22 protein-coding genes and 1 pseudogene are annotated in these 19,413 nt (G+C 72.4%); 9 read left to right on the top strand and 14 right to left on the bottom strand.

The window, feature by feature from the left end:
* The 4 genes from AC1MIR_RS22735 to AC1MIR_RS22720 all read right to left on the bottom strand — a co-directional run.
* A partial coding sequence (locus AC1MIR_RS22735) for a serine hydrolase domain-containing protein (RefSeq protein WP_480030466.1) occupies positions 1-1,219 on the bottom strand: 1,219 nt, incomplete at its 3' end.
* Positions 1,220-1,256: 37 nt separating this feature from the next.
* Complete coding sequence (locus AC1MIR_RS22730) at positions 1,257-2,207, bottom strand: DUF1579 family protein (RefSeq protein ID WP_480030465.1); 951 nt, start codon at positions 2,205-2,207, stop codon at positions 1,257-1,259.
* A 25-nt stretch (positions 2,208-2,232) separates the two neighbouring features.
* Positions 2,233-2,682: an SRPBCC family protein gene (locus AC1MIR_RS22725; protein WP_480030464.1), complete on the bottom strand. Its 450-nt coding sequence runs from the start codon at positions 2,680-2,682 to the stop codon at positions 2,233-2,235.
* On the bottom strand, positions 2,679-3,011 hold the full coding sequence (locus tag AC1MIR_RS22720; RefSeq protein WP_480030463.1) for an ArsR/SmtB family transcription factor: 333 nt from the start codon (positions 3,009-3,011) through the stop codon (positions 2,679-2,681). The genes AC1MIR_RS22725 and AC1MIR_RS22720 overlap by 4 nt, the downstream gene beginning before the upstream one ends.
* A 149-nt stretch (positions 3,012-3,160) precedes the next feature.
* On the opposite strand from AC1MIR_RS22720, the gene AC1MIR_RS22715 reads away from it, so the two are divergent.
* The 6 genes from AC1MIR_RS22715 to AC1MIR_RS22690 are packed head-to-tail and all read left to right on the top strand — an operon-like array spanning position 3,161 to position 7,680.
* Positions 3,161-3,673, top strand: a complete 513-nt coding sequence (locus tag AC1MIR_RS22715; protein WP_480030462.1) for a cupin domain-containing protein — start codon at positions 3,161-3,163, stop codon at positions 3,671-3,673.
* 10 nt (positions 3,674-3,683) lie between these two features.
* Complete coding sequence (locus AC1MIR_RS22710; RefSeq protein WP_480030461.1) at positions 3,684-4,406, top strand: SDR family oxidoreductase; 723 nt, start codon at positions 3,684-3,686, stop codon at positions 4,404-4,406.
* A gap of 3 nt (positions 4,407-4,409) precedes the next feature.
* Positions 4,410-5,210, top strand: a complete 801-nt coding sequence (locus AC1MIR_RS22705) for a short-chain dehydrogenase/reductase (RefSeq protein WP_480030460.1) — start codon at positions 4,410-4,412, stop codon at positions 5,208-5,210.
* Positions 5,207-5,989: an aldolase/citrate lyase family protein gene (locus tag AC1MIR_RS22700; protein ID WP_480030459.1), complete on the top strand. Its 783-nt coding sequence runs from the start codon at positions 5,207-5,209 to the stop codon at positions 5,987-5,989. The genes AC1MIR_RS22705 and AC1MIR_RS22700 overlap by 4 nt, the downstream gene beginning before the upstream one ends.
* 45 nt (positions 5,990-6,034) lie before the next feature.
* Positions 6,035-7,012, top strand: a complete 978-nt coding sequence (locus AC1MIR_RS22695) for a Bug family tripartite tricarboxylate transporter substrate binding protein (RefSeq protein ID WP_480030458.1) — start codon at positions 6,035-6,037, stop codon at positions 7,010-7,012.
* Between the two features lie 2 nt (positions 7,013-7,014).
* Complete coding sequence (locus AC1MIR_RS22690) at positions 7,015-7,680, top strand: SDR family NAD(P)-dependent oxidoreductase (RefSeq protein ID WP_480030457.1); 666 nt, start codon at positions 7,015-7,017, stop codon at positions 7,678-7,680.
* Here AC1MIR_RS22690 and AC1MIR_RS22685 read toward each other — a convergent pair.
* The 7 genes from AC1MIR_RS22685 to AC1MIR_RS22655 form a co-directional block, all read right to left on the bottom strand.
* A complete protein-coding gene (locus tag AC1MIR_RS22685) occupies positions 7,574-7,819 on the bottom strand; it encodes an acyl carrier protein (protein ID WP_480030456.1) in 246 nt (81 codons plus the stop codon). The two genes, AC1MIR_RS22690 and AC1MIR_RS22685, sit on opposite strands and share 107 nt — an antisense overlap.
* Complete coding sequence (locus AC1MIR_RS22680) at positions 7,816-8,982, bottom strand: dihydrolipoamide acetyltransferase family protein (protein ID WP_480030455.1); 1,167 nt, start codon at positions 8,980-8,982, stop codon at positions 7,816-7,818. The genes AC1MIR_RS22685 and AC1MIR_RS22680 overlap by 4 nt, the downstream gene beginning before the upstream one ends.
* Positions 8,979-9,974: an alpha-ketoacid dehydrogenase subunit beta gene (locus tag AC1MIR_RS22675; RefSeq protein WP_480030454.1), complete on the bottom strand. Its 996-nt coding sequence runs from the start codon at positions 9,972-9,974 to the stop codon at positions 8,979-8,981. The genes AC1MIR_RS22680 and AC1MIR_RS22675 overlap by 4 nt, the downstream gene beginning before the upstream one ends.
* Positions 9,971-10,957 (bottom strand): pyruvate dehydrogenase (acetyl-transferring) E1 component subunit alpha, encoded by a 987-nt coding sequence (pdhA, locus tag AC1MIR_RS22670; protein ID WP_480030453.1) that lies wholly within the window; start codon positions 10,955-10,957, stop codon positions 9,971-9,973. Before pdhA ends, AC1MIR_RS22675 begins: the two co-directional genes overlap by 4 nt.
* On the bottom strand, positions 10,954-12,765 hold the full coding sequence (acsA, locus tag AC1MIR_RS22665; protein ID WP_480030452.1) for an acetate--CoA ligase: 1,812 nt from the start codon (positions 12,763-12,765) through the stop codon (positions 10,954-10,956). The genes pdhA and acsA overlap by 4 nt, the downstream gene beginning before the upstream one ends.
* Before the next feature lie 86 nt (positions 12,766-12,851).
* Positions 12,852-13,172, bottom strand: coding sequence for a helix-turn-helix domain-containing protein (locus tag AC1MIR_RS22660; protein WP_480030451.1), 321 nt, complete (start codon positions 13,170-13,172; stop codon positions 12,852-12,854).
* Between the two features lie 245 nt (positions 13,173-13,417).
* On the bottom strand, positions 13,418-14,095 hold the full coding sequence (locus AC1MIR_RS22655; protein ID WP_480030450.1) for a phosphoribosyltransferase: 678 nt from the start codon (positions 14,093-14,095) through the stop codon (positions 13,418-13,420).
* Positions 14,096-14,383: 288 nt separating this feature from the next.
* Between AC1MIR_RS22655 and tig the strand changes: the two genes are divergently transcribed.
* Together tig and AC1MIR_RS22645 are read left to right on the top strand one after the other, a co-directional pair.
* Positions 14,384-15,730: a trigger factor gene (tig, locus tag AC1MIR_RS22650; protein WP_480030449.1), complete on the top strand. Its 1,347-nt coding sequence runs from the start codon at positions 14,384-14,386 to the stop codon at positions 15,728-15,730.
* A gap of 87 nt (positions 15,731-15,817) precedes the next feature.
* On the top strand, positions 15,818-16,078 hold the full coding sequence (locus tag AC1MIR_RS22645) for a hypothetical protein (protein WP_480030448.1): 261 nt from the start codon (positions 15,818-15,820) through the stop codon (positions 16,076-16,078).
* A 30-nt stretch (positions 16,079-16,108) separates the two neighbouring features.
* Here AC1MIR_RS22645 and AC1MIR_RS22640 read toward each other — a convergent pair whose 3' ends face one another.
* Together AC1MIR_RS22640 and AC1MIR_RS22635 are read right to left on the bottom strand one after the other, a co-directional pair.
* Positions 16,109-16,939 (bottom strand): hypothetical protein, encoded by an 831-nt coding sequence (locus AC1MIR_RS22640; RefSeq protein ID WP_480030447.1) that lies wholly within the window; start codon positions 16,937-16,939, stop codon positions 16,109-16,111.
* A 5-nt stretch (positions 16,940-16,944) separates the two neighbouring features.
* Positions 16,945-18,369 (bottom strand): DUF1254 domain-containing protein, encoded by a 1,425-nt coding sequence (locus tag AC1MIR_RS22635; RefSeq protein ID WP_480030446.1) that lies wholly within the window; start codon positions 18,367-18,369, stop codon positions 16,945-16,947.
* A gap of 285 nt (positions 18,370-18,654) precedes the next feature.
* Here AC1MIR_RS22635 and clpP point away from each other — a divergent pair, with 285 nt between their 5' ends.
* Positions 18,655-19,299 (top strand): ATP-dependent Clp endopeptidase proteolytic subunit ClpP, encoded by a 645-nt coding sequence (clpP, locus tag AC1MIR_RS22630; RefSeq protein WP_480030445.1) that lies wholly within the window; start codon positions 18,655-18,657, stop codon positions 19,297-19,299.
* A 46-nt stretch (positions 19,300-19,345) separates the two neighbouring features.
* Here clpP and AC1MIR_RS22625 read toward each other — a convergent pair.
* A pseudogene (locus tag AC1MIR_RS22625) lies at positions 19,346-19,405 on the bottom strand (ATP-dependent Clp protease proteolytic subunit); the annotation flags it as partial.
* Positions 19,406-19,413: the final 8 nt, after the last annotated feature.

Genomic DNA, 19,413 nt, shown 5'->3' with positions numbered 1-19,413 from the left:
GCCGCCGCCCCGCGGGGGGGGCGCCGGCGCCCCCCGGCCCCACCCCCCCCGGGGCGGGGGTCCCGCCCCGCCCCGCGTAAACGCCGTTCCAGAACCCCTCGTAGAGCGCCGCCCAGCCCGCATCCCACATGCGCTGGGTCAGCAGCACCCCGATCAGCTCCTCGGCGGGGTCGCACCAGACGCTGGTGCCGAAGCCGCCATCCCAGCCGAACCGCCCCGGAGAGCCCGCCGGCCCGTCGCGACGGGTGACGACGCCAAGGCCGAGGCCCCAGCCGCGCGCCTCCCAGAAGCCGGGGAAGAAGGGCGAGAGCGCCTTCTGCTCCGGCGTCACCTGATCCGTGACCATCGCGGCGACGGTCGTACGCCCGAGCACGCGTAGCTCGCCATGCCGCCCACCGGCCAGCATCATGCGCCCCAGCGCCATCAGGTCGTCCGCCGTGGAGACCAGGCCGCCGGCGCCGGATTCGAATTCGGGCGGCGCGGCGAAGCGCCCGCCGACCGAGGGGTCCATCACCTCCAGCGTGCCGTCGGGGCGGGCGCGGCAGGCCGTCGTCAGCCGGCCGATCTGCGCCTCCGGCACGCTGAAGCCGGTATCGGTCATGCCGAGCGGGCCGAGCGCGCGGTCCTGCAGCACCATGCCGAGCGGCTTGCCCTCGCGCCGCGCCAGCAGCACGCCAAGCAGATCGGAGGCGGTGTGATAGAGCCAGCGCTCGCCCGGCTGGTGCGCCAGCGGCAGCGCACCGATCCGCCGCATATAGGCGTCGGCGTCGCCGGCGAAGGCGAAGGGACCGGGCGCCACGCCGGCCTCCTCCATCGCGACGCGCAGCGGCGGCTTCGGACCGCCGAAGAAATCCAGCGCGCCGAGCCCGCAGCGCATCGTCAGCAGGTCGCGCACCGAGATCGGTCGCTCGGCCGGCACGCCGTCCTGCAGCGACGCGAGCGGCGAGCGCAGGACGCGACGGCCGGCGAGTTCCGGCAGCCACGGCTCCACGGAGCCGTCGAGCGTCAGCCGCCCGTCCTCGACCAGCGCCATGGTCGCGACGGCGAGGATCGGCTTGGTGACCGAGGCGATGCGGAACAGGCTGTCGCGACGCATCGGCACGCCGCCCGGCGCCTGCTCGCCGACATGGCTCGCGCGCAGCGTGCCGCGCCGCCACAGCAGCGCGACCGCGCCGGCGATGGTGCCCTGCTCCACCGCGCGGTGGAGCAGGGCGTCCACGCGCGCGAGACGCGCGGAGGAGAAGGCCGCCACGCGGTCAGGCAGCGCGCCGGTAGCGCGCCGTCATGAAGCGGACCATGGCGCCATCCGGGCCTTCCACCTCGGAGGCGATGAGGCGTGTGTCGTCATCCTGGAGCGTGACGATGTCGCGGTAGCGCGCCATGCCCTCGCCCGACATCGCGGGGCCCGTGGTGTCGAGCAGCAGGGAGCGGCCATCTTCGCTGAGCCTGCCCTCATAGACGAACATGTGCGGCATCATCGAACCGATGAAGCTGCCGCGGAACAGCTTCGCGGCCGCGTCGTAGCCCAGCGCGACCGTCCAGCGCGCCGGGCCGATCCCCGGCATCTCGCCCGCGTTCTCGCCGACCACCCAGAACCCGCCGAGCGAGGTCACGCGCTCCGTGCCGGCGGAGCGCATGACCTGGCCGTCCGGACCGGTGCATTCGCCCTCGAACGCCCAGTCGCCGATCATGCGGTGCAGCCAGCCATGCTCGGGCGCATGCGGCACCGCGCCGGGGCAGAGCGCGCGCGCCTGCAGGACATGGGCGGTGAGCTTGTCGAGCGTCTCGCCCCAGCCCTTCTCGAAGCCCATGTCGAGATGCGCCTGCCGCATCTCCGGCGTCGGGTGCGACCAGCGCACATCGAGGCGCGTGCCCTCGCCCTCCGGCACGAAGGCCAGCGTGCCGACGGCGCCGACCAGCGGACCGCAGGATTCGTCCTTCACCCGCACGACGAGCCGGCGCGACGGCTCGACCGCGTCGATCGCCATGTCGTTCGGGTAGGTCTTCCCTTCCGCGTCGCGCATCAGCGTGCGGTGGAAGCCGCCCGGGCGCAGATCCACCTCGGCCTCCGGCGTCGTCATGCCGTAGGGGCCGAACCAGGCCTTGATCCGCTCCGGCTCCACCCAGGCGGCGAAGACGGCTTCGGGCGCGGCGGGAATGCGCCGCGTCATCACCAGGTCATGCGTGGCGACATGCGTGTCCATCATGCGTCTCCTTCCTCGGATCCTTGGCTCAGCCGCGCGTGGCGGCAGGCTCGTGCAGTGTCACCAGGCGCTCCAGCGATTCCGTCCAGCCGCGGATGTGGCGCGTGGCCGTCGCCTCGTCCGCGAAGCGGTCATGCGTGAGCGTCACCTCGGTGCCCTCCGGCACCGCGCGGAACGCCACCGTCACGCGGGAGACGCGCTCCGGCATGCTGGTCCAGTGCCAGTCGAAGACCAGCAGGCGCTCCGGCTCGATCGCGGTGTAGCGGCCATTCGCCTCGTGCCGCTCGCCGTTGTCCTCGCGCAGCACCACGCGGAAGCGGCCGCCGAGGCTGAGATCGGCCTCGGCCTCCTCGGCGCGCGTGTGGTGCGGGCCGAACCAGAGCATCATCAGCCCCGGCTGCGTCCAGGCGGCCCAGACGCGCGCCGGCGGCGCCTTGATACGCTTCACCAGCGTGAGATAAGGCGCGATGACGTTCACCGGCCGTCCTCCAGCATCGCGGCGAGCCGGTCGAGGCCCTCGCCCCAGAAGCGCTGGTAGTGCGCCAGCCAGCCCATGGCGTCGCGCATCCCCCTGCCGTCGAGGCGGCATGTCACGCTGCGCCCGGACTTGCGCCGCGTGACCAGGCCGGCCTGCTCCAGCACATCGAGATGCTTCATCACCGCGGGCAGGGAGATCGGCAGCGGGGCGGCGATCTCGCTGACCGTCAGCGCTTCCGCCGCGTCGAGCCTCGCGATGATCGCCCGCCGCGTCGGATCGGCGAGGGCGCCGAAGACGCGGTCGAGTTCCGGCGCATAACTGTTAACCATGTGGTAAAGTATGGGCCCGCGCGGCGCAGGGTTCAAGCGCGACCGGCGCCCGTCGCGCAGCCGTGATGGCGCGAGCGCCGATTGACGGCCTCTCAAACGAAATCCTAGCATGCGAGACTTTATTGCAAAAACGATGCCCGGAGGACGCCATGGAAGGCATGCAGGCGCTCGATCTCGCCAACCGCAAGAACCGCATCCTGGACGAGGCGGCCTTCAACCCGATGCAGGCGCTGGCCGCGCGGCTCGGCTGGCCGCCGCAGCAATTCCACATGAGCCACCTGAAGGGCGAGGAGGACTTCGTCGCCGGCGCCGGCCTGCGCTCCTACGCCAAGTCGCGCGACATGGGCTTCGCCGCGGCGACGGGCGGCCTCGCGCAGGTGCATGTGAACAAGCGCGCCAAGCCCTTCAACGCGAAGGACGTCTCCATCCCGCATTTCCACGACGTCCTGTTCCACATGGTCTATGTGCTGAAGGGCTGGGCCAAGTGCGAGTTCGAGGGCCACGGCGTCTGCGAGGTGCGCGAGGGAAGCTGCTGGATCCAGCCGCCGGGCATCAGGCACGTGATCCTCGACTACTCGAACGACTACGAGATCCTGGAGGTCATCCTCCCGGCGCAATACGACACCTTCAACATCGAGAAGATGCCGGAGGCCCCGGGCTGAGGCCGCGCCCGTGGCCGCGCTGAAGGGGCGCCTGGCGCTGGTGACCGGCGCCAGCGCCGGGATCGGGCGCGCGACCGCGATCGCGCTCGCCGCCGCGGGCGCCGAGGTGTTCCTCACCGGCCGCAACGCGACGGCGCTGGAGGCGGTGGCGGCGTCCTGCCGCGAGCAAGGCGTCAGCGCGCGCGTGATGGCGGGCAACCTCGACGATGCCGGCTTCGTCGCCGCGCTGGCCGAGGCCGCAAGCGAGGCCGACATCCTCGTCAACAATGCCGGCATCCTGACCTACGCGCCGCTGCTGGAGACGACCTTCGCCGAGGTGGAGGCGATGTTCCGCACCAATGTCCTCGCCGCCTTCGCCATCGCGCAGGAGATGGCGCGGCGCATGGTGGCGCGCGGCAGCGGGCACATCGTCTTCGTCACCTCCGGCGCCGCGCGCAACGTGAACCAGTTCGGCGTCGCCTATGCCGCGACCAAGCATGCGCTGGCCGGCTTCGCCAAGGGCTTCCGGCTGGAGCTGAAGGGCACCGGCGTGAAGGTCAGCGAGGTCGCGCCCGGCATGGTGGACACCGGCATCCGCGACGCCAGCCGCCACCCCGCCGTCCTGAAGGCGCTCGCCGCACGCAGCTATGGCCCGCTGAGTTCGGAGGACGTGGCGGCCGCAATCCTCTTCGCGCTGACCGCCCCGGAGCAGGCGCGCGTGGACCTGCTCGAGCTGCAGCCGCGCGGGACCTGAGGGATGGATCTCGGTCTGGCCGGCCGCACCGCCCTCGTCACCGGCGCCTCGCGCGGGATCGGCCGCGCCATCGCGGAGACGCTGGCGCGCGAGGGCTGCCACCTGCACCTGGCCGCGCGCGACGCGGCGCGGCTGCAGGCCGCGGCGCGGGAGATCGCCGGGCGGCACGGGGTGCGCGTTGCCGTCCATCCCGCCGACCTGGCGCAGCGCGGCGCGCACGAGGCGCTGGTCGCCGCCTGCGCCGAGGCCGACATCCTGGTGAACAACGCCGGCGCCGTGCCGCGCGGCGACATCCTCGAGGTGGACGAGGAAACCTGGCGCAATGGCTGGGAGCTGAAGGTCTTCGGCTACGTCGCCATGACGCGCGCGATGTATGCGCGCATGGCCGCGCGCGGCGCCGGCGTGATCGTCAACGTCATCGGCATCGGCGGCGAGAAGCTGGAATACGCCTATGCCGCCGGCAGCACCGGCAATGCCGCGCTGATGGCGATGACCCGCGCGGTGGGCAGCGGCAGCATCGAGCAGGGCGTGCGCATCCTCGGCGTCAATCCGGGCTGGGTCGAGACAGACCGCTCCCGCGCCTCGCTCGGGCGCCGCGCGCAGCAGGAGCTGGGCGACGCCGATCGCTGGCCCGAACTGGTGCGGGACTGGCCGCGCGGCCGGCTGATCCAGCCGCAGGAGATCGCCGACGTCGTCGCCTTCTGCGCCTCCGACCGCGCCTCCGCCCTCTCGGGCGTGATCGTCACCGTGGATGCCGGCTTTTCCGCGCGCGGCTATCCCCTGCCGAAAAGGCCGGCGCCGTGAAGAACCCCGCGCGGGAGAGGCTCGCGGCCGGGGAGCCGGTACTGCTGATGTCGCTGCGCCAGCTCCGCACGCCGGATGCCGCGATGATCGTGCGGGAGGCCGGCTTCGACGGCTTCTACGTGGACCGCGAGCACGGCACCTTCTCCGACGCCGAGACCGCCGCGCTGTGCACCGCCGGGCTGCTGGCGGGCCTGGTGACGGCCGTGCGCGTGCGCGCCAACGCCGCCGCCGACATCGCCATCGCGCTGGATGCCGGCGCGCTCTGCGTCATCGTGCCGCATGTCTCGACGGCGGAGGAGGCGCAAGCCGCGGTGCGTGCCGCGAAATACCCGCCCGACGGGGCGCGGAGCCTCGCGGCGCTGGGGCCGATGACCTTCTATCGCAGCATCCCCTCCGCCGGGGCGATCGCCGCGGTGAACGCCGCGACGATGGTCTTCGCGATGCTGGAGACGGCCGAGGGCATCGCCAATGCCGCCGCGATCGCCGCCGTGCCCGGCGTGGACGCGCTGATGATCGGCCCCTCCGACCTCAGCAACGAGCTCGGCATTCCCGGCGAGGTCCGCCATGCGCGCATCCGCGAGGCCTACCACGCCGCCGCGGCCGCGGCGCGGGCGGCCGGCAGGCACATGGTCGCCGGCGGCGCCGGCGGCCCCGACATCGCGGAGATGGCGGCGGCCGGGGCGCGCATCCTGATGGGCGGCAACGACGTCGGCTACCTGATGGGCGCCGCGCGCAAGGCGGCCGAGACGATGCGGAGGGACTTCGCCGCCGGCCACTGACGCACTGCCACAAGACCGACTGCCACACGGAAAGGGAGGAACGACATGGCTGCAATCACCCGCAGGGCGCTCGGCGCCCTCGCCCTCATGGCGCCCGCCGTCGCGCCGGCGCGCGCGCAATCCTGGCCGACGCGCCCCGTCACCATCGTCGTCGCCTGGCCGCCGGGCAGCGGCATCGACGTGATGACCCGCATCATGCAGGACGCGCTGCGCGAGGAACTGGGCCAGACCATCGTCGTGGACAACAAGGGCGGCGCGGCCGGCGTGATCGGCGCGCAATACGTCGCGAATGCGGCACCGGACGGCTACACGCTGCTGTTCACCTCCTCCGCGCTCAACATGGTCGCGGCGATGGGCACGCGCACGACCTACGACGCGGGCAAGAGCTTCGTGCCGATCGTGAATGTCTGCTGGACGCCCTCGCTGCTGATCGCCCATCCCTCGCTCGGCGTGAAGACCGCGCAGGAGCTGATCGCCTATGCGCGTGCCCGGCCGGGGCAGCTGTTCTACGCCACCGCCGGCATCGGCGCGCCGTCCCACTTCGTGACGGAGCTGTTCCGCGTGCGCACGGGGATCGACGCCACCAACGTGCCCTTCCGCGGCTCGCCGGAGGCGATGCGGGAGCAGATCGCCGGCCGCGTGCATTTCAGCGTCGCGAACTCCTCCACCGGCCTGCCGCCGATCCGCGAGGGGCAGGTGGTGGCGCTCGGCGCCACGGGATCGCGGCGCCTGCCGCAGCTGCCGGACGTGCCGACGCTGCAGGAGCAGGGCCTGGCCGACTTCGCCGCCGCCAGCTACTGGAACGGGCTGCTCGGGCCCGCCGGCCTGCCGCAGCCGATCGCCGACCGGATCGCGACCGCGGTGAACAAGGTGCTGGCGCGCCCCGACATCCGGGAGCGCTTCGTGCCCACCGGCAACGAGCTCGACGGCCGCAGCACGCCGCAGAGCTTCGCCGCGCTGATGCAGGAGGACATGCGCATCTGGGCGGATGTGGCGCGCGCCGCGAACATCCGGGCGCAATAGGCATGCTGGCGGGCCGCGTCGCGCTGGTCACCGGCTCGCTCGACGGCATCGGCTTCGCCATCGCCGATGCGCTGGCGCGCCAGGGTGCGGCGGTGATGCTGAATGGCCTCGGCGAGGCGGCGCTCATCGCCGAACGGCTCGCCGCGTTGCGCGCGCATGGCGTCGGCGCCGAATACCATGGCGCCGACCTCGCGCATCTGCCGCAGGTCGAGGACCTGGTCGCCGCCACGGCGCGCGCGCTCGGCGCGGTGGACATCCTGGTGAACAGCGCGGTCACGCGGCACTGGGACAGCATCGAGGACTATCCGACGGACAAGTGGGAGCAGGCGCTGGCGGTGAACCTGTCCGCGCCCTTCCACCTGATGCGCCTGACCATGGCGGGCATGAAGCGGCGCCGCTGGGGGCGCATCATCAACCTGGCCTCCACCTACGGCCTGCCCCGCCGGGCCCCCCCCCCCGCCGGCGGGCCCCCCCCCCCCCCCCCCCGCGCTGCTGCCCCCGGCCTTCCCGACGATGGCGGCATGAGCCGAGGGCGCGCGGCGCCTTCCGCCATGCCTGGCGTCAGTCCGCCGCGCCCTGGAAGTAGCCGGCCAGGCCGTCCAGCGTCAGCAGCTTCGGATAGTCGGCCTCGGGGATCGGGCGACCGGTGCGCTCGTGCAAGGCGGTGACGAAGCCGAGGACGTCCATCGAATCGAGATCGAGCGCCTCGCGCAGGTCCGCATCCCCCGGCACGGTGGAGAGGTCGGCCTCGGGCGCGATGCCGCCCAGGATGTCGGCGGCCAGCGCCAGCGTCTCGTCCCGCGTCATGGCTCCTCCGGCTCCTGCAGCAATGCGCCGATCCGCGCGAGCAGCAGCCCGCCGCGATGGCCGTCCGAGGCGCGGTGATCGCCGGCCAGCGTCAGCGTCACGACATGCCGCGGCACCACGGCGCCACCCACCACCCAGGGACGCTCGACGATGCGGCCGAAGCCCAGGATCGCGACCTGGGGCGGGTGGATGATCGGCAGCACCGTCTCCGCGCCGCGCTCGCCGAGGCTGGTCACGGTGATCGTTGCATCGGTGAGCTCCGAGCCGCGCAGCCCGCCGCCGCGCGCGCGCGCCACCACGTCGCGCATCGCGGCCATCAGCTGGTCGAGCGACAGGCGGTCGGCATCGCGGATGGCCGGTGCGACGAGCCCGCCGCCGCGCAGCGCGACGGCCCAGCCGACATGCACGCCCGCACCGGGGCGGAAGCCGTCCGCCTCCCAGTAGCCGTTGAGCTCCGGCGAGTCCGCGATCGCGCGTGCGGCCGCGTGCAGCATCATCGCGGCGGGCAGCAGGCGCGCGGGCGGCGCGCGGCCCGCATTGAGCGCCTCCAGCCGCCGCAGCGCCGGCGTCATGTCCGCGGTCTGCGACAGGTAGTAGTGCGGGATCTCGCGCTTGGAACGACCCATGGCGGCGGCGATCGCCTTGCGCATCGCGGTGGCGTCGAAGCCGCCGCTGCGCCGCGGCGGCGCCTGCGGCAGGTCCGCCAGGCAGATCGCCCCCTCCACGCCCGTGCCGCGCAACCCGTCGAGCGCGATGCCGAGGGCGGCTGCGCGCCGCCTGGCGGCCGGCGTCGTGCGCAGCACCCGGTCTGCCGCTGGCGGCGCTGTCGCCGGCGCGGCGACGGGCGGCGCGGCAGGCGGCGGCGTGACGGGGCTCGGCGTGACGGGGCGCGGTGCGACGGGTGCGGGCGCGGCAGGCTGCCCGGCCTTGCCGGTATCGAGCCGCGCCAGCAGCGCGCCGACCGGCACGCGGCTGCCGGGCCGGACGACGAGCTCGCGCACCACCCCCTCCTCGAACACCTCGATGTCGATCGCGCCCTTCTGGGTCTCCACCACCGCGACGATGTCGCCGCGATGCACGCGGTCGCCGGGCGCGACCTTCCACTCGACCAGCGTGCCGGCCTCCATGTCCGCGCCGAGCGAGGGCATGCGGAACTCGCTCACGGCCCGGGCCGCACCAGGCCGCGCGCCGCGGCCGCGATGGCCTCCGGCTGCGGCAGCGCCGCATGCTCCAGATGCGCGGCATAGGGGATCGGCACCTCGCGCGAGCAGACGCGGCGGATCGGCGCGTCCAGCTCGAAGAAGGCGTCCTCCATGACGCGCATCGCCACCTCGGCGGACAGCGAGCCCGAGCGCCAGCCCTCGTCCACGATCACCACGCGGCGGGTGCGCCCGACGCTCTCCATGATCGTCGCGGTGTCGAGCGGGCGCAGCACGCGCAGGTCGAGCACCTCCGCCTCGATCCCCTCGCCCGCCAGCGTCGCCGCCGCATCCAGCGTCTTGAACAGGCTCCCGCCATAGGTGACCAGCGTGACGTCGCGGCCGGGCCGGCGAATGCGCGCCGTGGCGATGTCCACGCCCTCCTGCGCGGGATCGAGCTCGCCTTCCATGTTGTAGAGCATGATGTGCTCGAAGATCAGCACCGGGTTCGGGTCTGCCAGTGCCGGCGCCAGCATGTGGCGCGCATCCTCGATCGTGGCCGGGGCCAGGATGCGCAGGCCGGGAATGTGCGCGAACCATCCCTCCAGGCTGTGCGAGTGCTGCGCGGCAAGCTGGCGCCCCGCGCCGGTCGCCATGCGCAGCACCAGCGGCACGGCGAACTGCCCGCCCGACATGTGCGGGATCGTCGCCGCGTTGTTCATGATCTGGTCGAGCGCGAGCAGGCTGAAGTTGCAGGTCATCACCTCGACGATCGGCCGCATGCCCGCGATCGCCGCGCCGATGCCGGCGCCGACGAAGGCGCTTTCGGACAGCGGCGTGTCGCGGATGCGATCCTCGCCGAGCTCCTCCAGCAGGCCCTTGGTCACGGCGTAGCAGCCGCCATAGCGGCCGACATCCTCGCCCATCAGGAAGACGCGCGGATCGGCCAGGATCGCGGCGCGGATCGCCTGGCGGCAGGCCTCGCGATAGGTGATGCGGACGGGCGCGTCGCTCATTGCGGCACCTCGTCCATCGTCACGAAGCGTTCGAGCTCCTCCACGGGCTCCAGCGTGCCGGCCTCGGCGAAGGCGACGGCATCCGCGACCTCCTGCTCGACCTCGGCTTCCAGCCGCGCCATGTCGCCGGCATGCAGCTGGCCGGCGCGTTCCATCCAGTCGCGCAGGCGCGGGATCGGATCCTTGGCGCGCCAAGCCTCGATCTCCTCCTTGCTGCGGTAGAGCTGCGCGTCGAACATCGAATGGGCGCGGAAGCGATAGGTGCGGCATTCCAGGAAATGCGGCGTCCCTTCCTCGCGGATGCGCTCCACGGCCCGGCGCGCGGCGACCTCCACCGCCACCGGGTCCATCCCGTCCACCGCCTCGCCCGCCATGCGGTAGCCGGCGGCCTTGTGCCAGATCGCGGTCTCCGCCTCGGCGATGCCGAGCGGCGTGCCCATGGAGTAGAGGTTGTTCTCGCAGACGAAGAGCACGGGCAGGCGCCACAGCGCGGCGAGGTTCATGCTCTCGTGGAACTCGCCCTCATCGGCCGCGCCCTCGCCGAAGAAGCAGGCGGTCACCGCCTGGCGGCCCTGCATCCGGTCCGCCAGCGCCAAGCCGAGCGCGAGCGGCATGCCCGCGCCGACGATGGCGTTGCCGCCGAGGAAGCGCGCCTTGCGGTCGAAGATGTGCATCGAGCCGCCGCGGCCGCGGCAGACGCCCTGCTGCATGCCGAACATCTCCGCCATCAGCGGACCCATCGGGATGCCGCGGGCGAGCGCCTGGCCGTGCTCGCGATAGGTGCCGACCACCGCATCCTCCGGCCCCAGCGCCTGCATCACGCCGACCGCGACGGCTTCCTGCCCGTCATAGAGATGCAGGAAGCCGCGGATCTTCTGCGCCTGGTAGAGCTCGGCGCACTTGCCCTCGAAGCGGCGGATGCGCAGCATCCCGCGCAGCAGCTCGAGGCCGTGCGCGCGGTCGAGATGCACCTTCGCGGTCATCGCTCGTCGCTTTCCAGGGTCGAGATGTCGCCTTCCGGCAGTCCGAGCTCGCGCGCCTTCAGCAGCCGGCGCATGATCTTGCCGCTGCGCGTCTTGGGCAGGTTGGCGCGGAAGTCGATCTCCTTCGGCGCGACGGCCGCGCCGAGGCGCTTGCGCGCATGGCCGAGCAGCGCGCGCCGCATCGCCTCGTTGGGCTCGTAACCCGGCTTGAGCGCGACGAAGGCCTTGACGATCTCGCCGGCCACCGGGTCGGGCTTGCCGATCACGCCGGCCTCGGCGACCGCGGGATGCTCGAGCAACGCGCTCTCGACCTCGAAGGGGCCGATCAGGTGGCCGGAGGACTTGATCACGTCGTCGGCGCGGCCGATGAACCAGAAATAGCCCTCGGCGTCCCGCATCGCGAGATCGCCCGTGAGATACCATTCGCCGACGAAGCACTTGCGGTAGCGCGCCTCCTCCTTGAGGTAGCCGCGCATCATGGAGGGCCAGCCGGCCTTCAGGGCCAGCTCGCCCTCCGTCATGGGCTGAGTCGCCTCGGTGACGCCGCCGGCCTCGTCGCGCTTCAGGATGGCGGCGGCGATGCCGGGCAGCGGCCGGCCCATCGAGCCCGGCTTCACGTCCATCGCGGCGTAGTTGGCGATCATGATGCCGCCCGTCTCGGTCTGCCACCAATTGTCGTGGAACGGCATGCCGAAGGCCTCGACGCCCCACAGCACGGCCTCGGGGTTCAGCGGCTCTCCCACGCTCGCCATGAAGCGCAGCGCGGAGAGATCGCGGCCCGCCAGCGCCTCCGTGCCGAGCTTCATCATCATCCGGATCGCGGTCGGCGCGGTGTACCAGACGCTGACCCGCTCGCGCTCCAGCACGTCGTACCAGCTCTGCGCGTCGAACTCCGCCTCGACCACCAGGTTGGTCACGCCGTTGGTCAGCGGCGCGATGATCCCGTAGCTGGTGCCGGTGACCCAGCCGGGATCGGCGGTGCACCAGAACACGTCGTCCGGATGCAGGTCGAGCGCGTAGCGCCCGGTGACGGTGTGCATCACCACCGCCTCGTGGACATGCACCGCGCCCTTCGGGCGGCCCGTCGTGCCGCTGGTGAAGTGGAGCAGCGCCATGTCCTCGGGCGCGGTCGGCGGGATGATGAAATCCGCGCCGGCCGCCTGCACCAGCGCCTGCCAGTCCAGCGTCCCGGGCACCGCCGTCGCGGCGCCGTGCTCGCCCACCAGGATGACGTGCCGCAGCTTCGGCAGGCGGGGACGCAGCGCCTCCACCTTGCGGCGATACAGCGCCTCCGTGGTGACCAGCACCTCGGCCTCGCCGATCTCGAGCCGCATGGCGATCGGCTCCGGCCCGAAGGCGGAGAACAGCGGGCAGACCACGCAGCGCGCCTTCAGGGCGCCGAGCACGGCGAGATAGAGCTCGGGGATCCGCCCGGCCAGCACGAAGACCCGCGCGCCGGGCGCGAGGCCGAGCGAGAGCAGCGCATTGGCGACGCGGCCGGTCTCCGCCCGCAGGTCGCGCCAGCTGAACACGCGCTCGCGCCCGCGGCCGATCCATCTCAGCGCGGTGCGGTCGGCGCGCGGCCCCGCGGCGTGGCGGTCCACCGCCTCATGCGCGATGTTGAGGCCGGCGCCGCCGGGCAGGCCGTCGAGCAGCGCGCGCGCCTTGTCCCAGCTGAAGTCGCGGCAGGTCGTCGCATAGTCGGCGAGGTTCGGCGGGACCCGCGCAGCGGCCGCGCGCTTGACGATCCGGTCATGGCTGCCCAGCCGTGCCGGGGCGCCTGGCGGGGAAGCTGCGGGCGGTGCCATCGCTGCCGGATCCTCCCTTCGATGCGGCGCAGCTTCGGCCGCCCCGGCGGGACGCCGCCATGACGCAGATCAAGCGCCCCCGCCGGTCAGGCGGCGGGCTGGCAGCAGATGTCGTGCAGCAGGGTCAGGATCCGCGCCGCCCTCGGGTCCGCCAGCGCATAGGACACGGGCCGCGCATCCGTCCGCGCGGCCACCAGCCCGTCCGCGCACAGCCCGTCGAGCAAGCGCGAGAGGGCGGCCCGCGGCAGGTCGAGTGCTTCCGCCAGTGCCGCGAATGTCATCTCCCCCTCCGCGGCGAGGCGGCAGAGCAGGAGCAGGCGATCCTGGTCGGCCAGCCGGTGCAGCAGGCGCGCCGCCTCCGCAGCCTTGTCCTGCAGGCCCCCCAGATCGTCAGGAAGGTCCGCCATCGCGTTGTTCATGTGGCTCCGGCCCGGCAATGAGATGCCAGTTAGTAAGAAGTCATCGATATATCTTCAAGTCGTTGCCTGGCGGTCGCCCACGGCCCGCCCGTGGCGGGCGGTCCCGCCGCGAGATGAGGTCCGACCGGCCGCCGGATGCCCCCGCGGACCGTCCGCGTCGGCGCCGGCAGCGCCCGCGGCGGAGGGGCATTGGCGCCTGCGGGCGAGACGGCGAACCCCGCGTCGGCCGCGCATCAGGCGCCGGGCCGTGCCGGCGGCCCGCAGGCGGCGATGGCGCGCAGCACCTCCTCGTCGCTCAGCTGGTGGAAGTCGCGATAGAAGGCCCCGACGCCGTGGAAGGGTTCCGCCTCCACCAGGCAGACGATCTCGTCGGCGTCGCCGCGAAGGGCCCGCAATGCCGCGGGTGCCGCCACGGGCACGGCGAGGATGAGGCGCTGGGCGCCGCGCCGCCTGAGCGCGTGCAGCGCGGCGCGGGCCGAGGCGCCGGTGGCGATGCCGTCATCCACCACGATCGCTGCCCGTCCCGCCGGGTCGATCGGCACGCGTCCGGCCAGGTAGCGCCCGCGCCGGCGCTCGATCTCCGCCAGTTCGCGGCGGCGCGCGGCCTCGATGAAGGCTTCCGTGGCGCCGGTGGCGGCGAGGATGTCGGCGTTGAGCACCAGTTCCGGCGTATCGCCGTCAACGACGGCGCCGACCGCGAGCTCCGGCTGGCCAGGCGCGCCGATCTTGCGGACCAGCACGAGATCGAGCGGAGCGCCGAGCGCGGTGCCGATCTCGGCCGCCACCGGCACGCCGCCGCGCGGCAATGCGTAGACGACCGGATCGCGCAGCCCGCGGGCGGCGAGAAGCGCGGCCAGCCTCCGGCCCGCCTCGGCGCGATCGGCGAAGGGGACGGCCTCGGACCTGAACATCGTCGCCCTCGTTGCCAGAGCGGGCCGGGGTGCGTCGGCGGCGCGAGGCCCGGCGCGGCCCGGCGCCGGGTTGGCGGCAGCCTAGGGCATCCGCGTCGCCACCGCCCGGCGCCGCCGATCACGCCATGGCGACCAGCGAGGCCCCGCCCCGACGACCCGTCGCTGCGAGGCGCTCGCCCGGCCCGCGGGATTGCCCCCGGCCGCGCGTGGCGCTAACGGGGCGGGCTTCGTGCCGAAGGGCGCCGCTCGCCGCGGGCAAGGTGCCACAAGAAGGATTCCGAGGGTCACATGCAGGTCACCGAGCTGCCGGCCGAGGGGCTGAAGAGGGCGTTCCAGGTCGTGGTGCCCGCCGCGAGCCTTGCCGAGCGCCGCGATGCGCGGCTGAAGAAGCTTGGCGCCGAGCTGCGCCTGCCGGGCTTCCGCCCCGGCAAGGTGCCGCCGGCCGTGGTCAAGGCGCGCTACGGCCAGGCCGTCGCGGGCGAGGTGCTGGAGGAGAGCGTCAACGAGGCCACCCGCCAGGTGATCTCCGACCGCGGCCTGCGCCCGGCCCTGCAGCCCAAGATCGAGCTGGTGAACTACAGCGACGGCGCCGATCTGGAATACAAGCTCGACCTCGAGCTGCTGCCCGAGATCCCGATGCCCGAATTCGCCGGCATCACCCTGGAGCGGGAGAAGGCCGAGCCGGGCGAGGCGGAGGTGGACGAGTTCCTGGCCACCATGCGCGAGCGCCTGGCCGGCACCGAGGACGTGGCCGAGGCGCGCCCCGCCGCCAAGGGCGACGTGCTCGTCTGCGACTTCGAGGGCCGGCTGAAGAACGAGGACGGCAGCCTCGCCGAGCCCTTCCAGGGCGGCACGGCGAGCGACATGCCGATCGAGGTCGGCGGCACCGGCTTCATCCCCGGCTTCACCGAGCAGCTGGAGGGCATGAGCCCGGGCGAGAAGAAGGACATCGAGGTCGCCTTCCCCGACGGCTACCAGGCGGCCGAGCTGGCGGGCAAGCCGGCGGTCTTCGCGATCACGGCGAAGGCGCTGAAGACCAAGGTGCTGCCCGAGGTGAACGACGATTTCGCCAAGCGGCTGGGCGTCGAGGACGTCGCGGCGCTGCGCGCCCGCGTGACCGAGAACCTGCAGCGCGAATATGATGCCCTGTCGCGGATGAAGGTGAAGCGCGCCCTGCTGGACGCGCTGTCCGAGCGCGCCAGCTTCACCGTGCCCGAGGGCATGGTGGACGCCGAGTTCAGCCAGATCTGGCAGCGCGTCGAGACCGACCTGAAGGCCGGCAACCTGGACGAGGAGGACAAGGGGAAGGACGAGGCGACGCTCAAGGCCGACTACCGCGCCATCGCGGAGCGCCGCATCCGCCTCGGCCTGCTGCTGTCCGAGATCGGGCGGACCAACAACATCCAGGTCTCCAACGACGAGCTGGCGAACGCCATGCGCGCCGAGGCCGGACGCTATCCCGGGCAGGAGAAGCAGGTCATCGACTTCTTCCGCAACAACCCCCAGGCGGTGGACAGCCTGCGCGCGCCGATCTTCGAGGAGAAGGTCGTGGACTTCGTCCTGGAGCTGGCGCAGGTGACCGAGAAGCCGGTGGCGCCGAAGGAGCTGACCGCCGCGGCGGCGGCCGGAGAGTAGTCGGCCCGGCCCGGCCGGCGGAACCCTCGGGGCTGCTCCCGCGTTGACCGTTCGGTCGATGCGGGGATGTGCCCCGGGGAGGCGGCGATGAGCCTTGCGACGCGCCGGCTGCTGGAACTCGGCGGCCTGATGATGGTGGGCGACGGGATGCTGGCGCTGGTCCAGCCGCGCGGCCATGTCGCGCTCTGGTACCAGGGGCCGCGTGCCTGGCGGCGGATGCTGGCCCCGTTTCGCGCCAGCCCCGACCTCACCCGGGCCGCGGCGGTGGCGGAGATCGCCCTCGGCCTCTGGCTCGCCTCGGCGCAGCAGCGGCCGAGCCTGCGCGGTGATGCCCGTTCGCGGCGCTGAGCGCCCGAGGCCCGGCTCGTCCCGGACCGGCTATTTCGGGAACAGCAGGGCGATCTGGAAGCGGATCTGCCAGTCGGGCCCGATATCCGGCCGGATCGCGTTGTAGTAGGCGCCGATCTGCGCGTTCACCGGCTGCCGCCCGAGGTGGAAGATCTGTCCCACCGCCAGCCCGAGGGGCACGGTCCAGACATCGCCGCTCTTCGCCTCCCAGTTCGCCGTGACGATCGGCGAGAAGGAGAGATAGGTGCCGGGCGATTCCGGGATGTTGTAGTTGATGAAGGGCTGTATGGTCATGATGTTGTAGCGGTTGCGCGCATCGCCGCCGAACGACCAGATGTTGTTGACCAGCCCGCCGAGCACCCAGGGGCCCCGCATGGTCAGCGCCACCGCGCTCGGGCCGCCGCCCCAGACCGTGCTGCCGAGGTTGCGGTCGGTCGTCGTCGGGATCTGGCCGACCGCGCCGACGCCCCAGATCACCTCGCCCGGCCGCGCCGGGGAGAGGAAGACGGAGGCCTGCGTCGCGCCGAGGCCGAAGGTCGTGCCGTCACCCGGCGCCAGCGCCGGCTGCGAGATCACCGGGACGATGGTGCGGGTGACCACGTTCCAGTCCGCATTCAACGAGATCGGCACGACCGGCTGGATGTTCAGCACGTTCTGGATGTGGTCGTTCGGGCCGTAGCCGAAATTCGTGTTGTTCTGGAACGGCAGGCTGATCAGGTCGGCCACGGGGTTCTGCACGGCGCGCGCGAGGGCGTCGGCATCCATGTTCACGCGCGGCTCCGTCGCGGCGGGCGCCTGGGCGAGGGCGGGCGCGGCGCAAAGCGCCAGTGCCGCCGCGAGAAGCTGCCTGCCTGTCCGCATCGCCGTCACCCCAGCTTCACCACGCCCGGCGGTTGCCAGGCACCGTGGCCGACGGGCAGCAGCGACGGCGCCTCGGTCCGCGGCCAATACAGCCGCATGACCATGTAGATCGGTCCGTCCGGTGCCGGCAGCCAGTTCGGCCGCAACTCGGCGCCCGGATCGTCCTTCTGGATGTGGATGGTGATCCCGCCATCGGCATTGCGCTTCATGCCGGCCAGCATGGGCGAGTTGACCAGGTAGCGGTCGATGGGGTTCCGCACGAGCAGCTGGTTGCCGCCGTGGTACATCGTCACCGACCAGAAGGCGTTGACCGGCGGCAGCTGGCCCGGGCCGAAGGTCAGGGCGTAGCGCCCCTTGCTGCCGTCCAGCGTCTCGCCCGTCGCGGTGGTGCGCGTGAAGGGGTAGGTCGCTTCCTCGGTGCTGTTGCCGTAGATCCCGGCCTTGGCGGCGACGGCGCGCAGCATCCAGTCGCCGTCATAGGCCTCCGGGCTGCCGGGGATCGGCGTCACGCGCCATCCGTTCATGGCGACCCCGGCGGCGGCGACGGCGGCTTCCACCTTGCGCTCCCCCTCGAAGGCGGCGGCCAGCAGCTCCAGCCTTTCGAGAAAGGATTGCGGTATCGGCGTGCCGCGTCCGTCGATGCCGATGGAGGCGAGCTGGGCGCGCATCGCGGCCTCGTTCGGCTGCGGCGCGTTGAACTGCAGCGCGAAGGCCAGGTAGTCGAAGAAATGGTGCTTCGCGAGCCCGGCATCGATGCGCGGCCAGCTTATCGCCGGCGCGGCGGGTGGCGCGGGCTGGCGCAGGAAGGCCGAGAGCGGCTGCGCCCGGTAGCCGCGCTGGACCGCGGCCACGTTCGGCATGTCGTCGGCGCCCAGGAGCTGGGTGCGGAAGATCGCCAGCGCGAATTGCGAGGTGGAGCGGATCACGCCCTTTGCGCCCGGCGGCGTCGCCCCCTGCCAGCCCGGCCCCGCCACCACCCAGGAGCCGGCGCCCTGGCCCGTGGTGCGGCTGCCGATGTAGCCGACGTTGTAGGTGTTGCCGTCGCAGATCTGGACCGAGAAGTAGCGGCCGGCGGGCACGTCGGGCACGGAGAGCACCATCGGCTCGGCCCTGAGGTCGAGCCAGCACATCGAATAGGGCGTGTCGCTGTTCGGCGTCGGGACGGCGGTGTCGCGCCAGGTGAAGACCTGCTCGTCGTTCCACATCGTGTTGAACGGCGCCTTGAACTGGCCGCTGTTCCGCTCGATCGCGAACTCGTACATGACGGCGTAGTTCATCACGATCGGCAGGCCGAAGACGAAGGCGGCCTCGGCCGCCTCGAAGGCGCCGATCGGGCCGGGACGGCTGGCCTGGGCCATGGCGAGCCGCGGGGCGCCCAGCGCGGCGGCGGCAAGCGGGCCGGTCCGGATCATCGCTCTGCGGGTGGTCAAATGGGCAACTCCCTGATCGTGTGCCGCAGCGCCCGGCCGGGCGCTGCGCGGGCTCTACCCGCCCGATGTCGGCTGAAGCCTGTCACGCCCGCCAGTCGAACCGTAGCGAAAGGATCATCCCATTTGGGTGAGCCGCCTGGCAGGGCAGGGCGCCACGCCCGGCATGGTGGCCGGGAGGGGGGTTTGCGGGGCGGCATGGTTCGACCACATTAAGGTTCATCTGCGACATTCCCCGCGCCGGACGCGGGATCGCGCCCGCCGGCGGCCGGGCCTGAAAGGACCATCATGCGTGATCGCGACCCCGTCGAGGTCTACAACAACACCCTCGTCCCCATGGTGGTGGAGCAGACCGCCCGCGGCGAGCGGGCCTTCGACATCTATTCGCGCCTGCTGAAGGAGCGGATCATCTTCCTGACCGGGCCGATCTTCGACCAGGTCGCCTCGCTCGTCTCCGCCCAGCTTCTGTTCCTGGAAAGCGAGAACCCGAACAAGGACATCGCCTTCTACATCAACAGCCCGGGCGGGGTGGTGACGGCCGGCTTGGCGATGTACGACACGATGCAATACATCCGCAGTCCGGTCAGCACTGTTTGCATCGGAATGGCTGCTTCGGCCGGCAGTTTGTTGCTTACTGCAGGGGCGAAGGGGAAGCGTTTCGCGCTGCCGAACAGCCAGGTGATGATCCACCAGCCCTCCGGCGGCGCCCAGGGCCAGGCCAGCGACATCGCCATCCAGGCGCGCGAGATCCTGAAGACTCGCGAGCGGCTGAACCGCATCTATGTCCATCACACCGGCCAGCCCCTTTCGGAGATCGAGGCCAAGATGGAGCGGGACACCTACATGACCGCCGAGGAGGCCAAGGAGTTCGGCCTGGTGGACGAGGTCGTGGAGCAGCGCCCGGTGCCGCCGGCGGAGGCGGCGAAGGGCTGAGAGGCCGGACGGCCGGGGCGGGCGGCACCGGGCGCTGCTCCACGACCTCGTCCGCCAGGCCGAACTCCGTGGCCTCCTCGGCGGTCATGTAGGTGTCCCGCTCGATGTTGGCCG

Source organism: Falsiroseomonas sp. RANM36 (genome assembly GCF_056682175.1).
Note: the sequence above shows the minus strand (reverse complement) of the source record. Positions and strands in the feature narration are given on the sequence as shown.

What these genes read in the sequence shown, in the direction of transcription:
- AC1MIR_RS22655 (WP_480030450.1), bottom strand. Translation starts at nt 14,095, where the DNA reads ATGTTCAGGTCCGAGGCCGTCCCCTTCGCCGATCGCGCCGAGGCGGGC.
- pdhA (WP_480030453.1), bottom strand. Translation starts at nt 10,957, where the DNA reads ATGACCGCGAAGGTGCATCTCGACCGCGCGCACGGCCTCGAGCTGCTG.
- AC1MIR_RS22660 (WP_480030451.1), bottom strand. Translation starts at nt 13,172, where the DNA reads ATGGCGGACCTTCCTGACGATCTGGGGGGCCTGCAGGACAAGGCTGCG.
- AC1MIR_RS22695 (WP_480030458.1), top strand. Translation starts at nt 6,035, where the DNA reads ATGGCTGCAATCACCCGCAGGGCGCTCGGCGCCCTCGCCCTCATGGCG.
- AC1MIR_RS22715 (WP_480030462.1), top strand. Translation starts at nt 3,161, where the DNA reads ATGGAAGGCATGCAGGCGCTCGATCTCGCCAACCGCAAGAACCGCATC.
- AC1MIR_RS22645 (WP_480030448.1), top strand. Translation starts at nt 15,818, where the DNA reads ATGAGCCTTGCGACGCGCCGGCTGCTGGAACTCGGCGGCCTGATGATG.
- AC1MIR_RS22675 (WP_480030454.1), bottom strand. Translation starts at nt 9,974, where the DNA reads ATGAGCGACGCGCCCGTCCGCATCACCTATCGCGAGGCCTGCCGCCAG.
- acsA (WP_480030452.1), bottom strand. Translation starts at nt 12,765, where the DNA reads ATGGCACCGCCCGCAGCTTCCCCGCCAGGCGCCCCGGCACGGCTGGGC.
- AC1MIR_RS22685 (WP_480030456.1), bottom strand. Translation starts at nt 7,819, where the DNA reads ATGACGCGGGACGAGACGCTGGCGCTGGCCGCCGACATCCTGGGCGGC.
- AC1MIR_RS22640 (WP_480030447.1), bottom strand. Translation starts at nt 16,939, where the DNA reads ATGCGGACAGGCAGGCAGCTTCTCGCGGCGGCACTGGCGCTTTGCGCC.
- AC1MIR_RS22690 (WP_480030457.1), top strand. Translation starts at nt 7,015, where the DNA reads ATGCTGGCGGGCCGCGTCGCGCTGGTCACCGGCTCGCTCGACGGCATC.
- AC1MIR_RS22720 (WP_480030463.1), bottom strand. Translation starts at nt 3,011, where the DNA reads ATGGTTAACAGTTATGCGCCGGAACTCGACCGCGTCTTCGGCGCCCTC.
- AC1MIR_RS22730 (WP_480030465.1), bottom strand. Translation starts at nt 2,207, where the DNA reads ATGATGGACACGCATGTCGCCACGCATGACCTGGTGATGACGCGGCGC.
- clpP (WP_480030445.1), top strand. Translation starts at nt 18,655, where the DNA reads ATGCGTGATCGCGACCCCGTCGAGGTCTACAACAACACCCTCGTCCCC.
- AC1MIR_RS22705 (WP_480030460.1), top strand. Translation starts at nt 4,410, where the DNA reads ATGGATCTCGGTCTGGCCGGCCGCACCGCCCTCGTCACCGGCGCCTCG.
- tig (WP_480030449.1), top strand. Translation starts at nt 14,384, where the DNA reads ATGCAGGTCACCGAGCTGCCGGCCGAGGGGCTGAAGAGGGCGTTCCAG.